The 2,508-nt window shown below is 44.5% G+C and carries 1 protein-coding gene and 1 pseudogene; both read left to right on the top strand.

Annotated elements, in window-relative coordinates; genetic code table 11:
• Window positions 1–916 (top strand): annotated as a pseudogene (locus Q0257_RS09220) (excinuclease ABC subunit C); the annotation flags it as partial.
• A gap of 165 nt (window positions 917–1,081) precedes the next feature.
• Window positions 1,082–2,508 (top strand): histidine kinase dimerization/phospho-acceptor domain-containing protein (locus Q0257_RS09225; protein ID WP_298024310.1); only part of this gene is annotated, 1,427 nt, incomplete at its 3' end.

Here is a 2,508-nt window from a genome sequence, read left to right on the forward strand (position 1 = left end):
CTACAAGCAGATGATCTTAAGCGCCTTTCCGGCCGCGGCTCCCGTGGCGTGCGCTAAAATTTACGTTTACGACGAGTTTGACGATGCGGATCTGGTATGCGAAATTTTATCCAAGCGGCACGAAAGAGCCTTTAAAATTTACGCGCCGAAAATCGGTGAAAAGCGTAAAATTTGCGAGATTGCATATCAAAACTGCGAGATCAATATCAAAAAACATCTAAAAACGCACGATTACGCGTTTTTGCAGGAGCTGAAGGATTATTTTAATCTTACGAATTTGCCCGTAAATATCGAAGTTTTCGACAATTCGCATATGTTCGGCGCCGCAGCCGTGGGAGCTATGATAAGCTTTCAAGACGGCGAGTTTAACAAGCAAAACTACCGCCACAAGCACCTTAGCTCAAATAACGACTACGATCAGATGCGCGAGTATTTAACTAGCCGCGCGCTTAAATTTGACGAGCTTGCAGCGCCAGATCTGTGGCTCATCGACGGCGGAACGGCTCTGCTAAACTTGGCGGAGGAAATAATCTGCAGCGTCGGAGCAAACGTCGATATAATCGCTATCTCTAAAGAAAAGATCGACGCTAAAGCCCACCGCGCAAAGGGAGCCGCGAAAGATAAAATTTGCACGAAAGGCGGGATTTTTTCGCTGCCTACGGACGATAAAAAACTTCAATTTTTTCAGCGCCTGCGCGATGAGGCGCACCGCTTTGCGATCTCGTTTCACCAAAAGAGCAAACGCAAGCTCGATCTGCAAAGCTCAAAGCTGCTAAGCTTGGGCGTTAGCAAAGGAAGTCTGAAGAAGCTTTTGGACTTTTACGGCGATTTTGAGAGCATTTATGCGGCGAGCTTCGAGGAGATCAGATCGCTTACGAATATCCAAACCGCCGAAAAAATTTTAAACAATCATTAACGAAAACCTAACGCAAAAAGCTATATTTAAAGATTTGTTTAGTAAAATCACCCATTAACTTTGCAGGACGGCTAAATCGTCTCCGCCTAGCGTGACGGAAGCGACTTCGTTTCTCCGGTTGAATAAAATTTAACGTCGCGTAAGCTGCGCTTTGAAGGATTTTGTATGAATTTAAATACTACAAGTGCTTTGAGACTTGTTAGCGGTATCCCGCTACTTTTGATTTTCGCGTTTGCATCATATTTCTTGTTTATCTCTTTGCAGGATTACGCCAGAGTGGGAATTTTGCAGCAGCAAATTGCTAAAAATAGCAACCTCGCGGCGTTAGTAGAGCAGGTAGATAAAGAGCGCGGTATCACTTCGGCGTTTTTGGGTAGCGAGGGAAACCCCGGTATGGGAACCCTTCTATCGGGTCAACGCAAAAAAACCGACGATGCGCTTGCAAAGTATAAAGAAAGCAAAAATATCAGTGAAAATGTCGTAAAAAAGACTATTTTTGATATTTTCGCTTACGGCACCGGTAATGACGAGCTTTTGGCTGCCGAGACCGATATAGACGGTTTATTAGACAAACTTCCGCAGGTAAGAAGGGATGTCGATGCTCAAAGCAAAAGCTTCGGTGAGCTTTTCAGCTCATATTTTCAAAAATTCGACGATGATGTAAAAACAATCCAACGAGTGCTAAGAGAGGGTCTTGTAAGCTCAAATATCACCGTTTGGACGGTTTCGTTGCTTAATACTTATGAGGCGATGGATGCCACTGCATCGGAGCGCGACTATATTATCGAATACATCATCGGTAGCAAGGCGATGAATCAGGCGCAGCTAAGGACTTGGGCTAGCTTCAACTTATCTAGTTCGCTTCCTAATTACTACTTCTTGCCGGAATCGGATGCTAGAGCCGCGATTTTAAAAATTCTAGACGGAGAGGAATTTCAAAACGCATTAAGAGAGACTGCTAAAATTTCGGCCACATTGCAGCAAGAAGCGGACGAGGGACACTATAGCGTACCTTTTCAAGAGTGGTTTGCCTCTACTACACTTAAATATAAAAAGCTAAGCGAAATTTCTGAAAAGATCAATGCTGAGCTTGCGGCACATGCCGATACTTACCTAGCACAAAGACTAAGAAACCTATTTATCGCTCTTGGTATATGGGTTTTAGCGGCTATTTTGGTCGTTTTTGCCTTGGGTATTACAAGGCGTTTAAGACAGAACGTTACCGACCTCGGCAACGTGCTTAGCCGAATCGGCGATTTGACGAATCAGCACGAGCATATCGACGTTAGGACTAGTGAGGGTGTTAACAAGGCGTATTCGCTTATCGAGGATGCGCTCGATCTGATCGCGTATCAAAAGGGCGCCGCAGAGGATGCCAACAAGGCAAAATCGATCTTTTTGGCAAATATGTCGCACGAGATCAGGACGCCGCTTAACGGCATCATCGGCTTTACGGAGCTTCTTAAAAATACCGATTTGGATGAGGAGAAGCGCGATTACGTTGATACCATCGAAAAATCGTCCGAAAATCTTCTAACGATCATTAATAACATTTTGGATGTATCCAAGATCGAGAGCAATAAGGTCGAGCT

The sequence above is a fragment of the uncultured Campylobacter sp. genome, from assembly GCF_938018035.1.
In the GTDB taxonomy this organism is placed as follows: domain Bacteria; phylum Campylobacterota; class Campylobacteria; order Campylobacterales; family Campylobacteraceae; genus Campylobacter_B.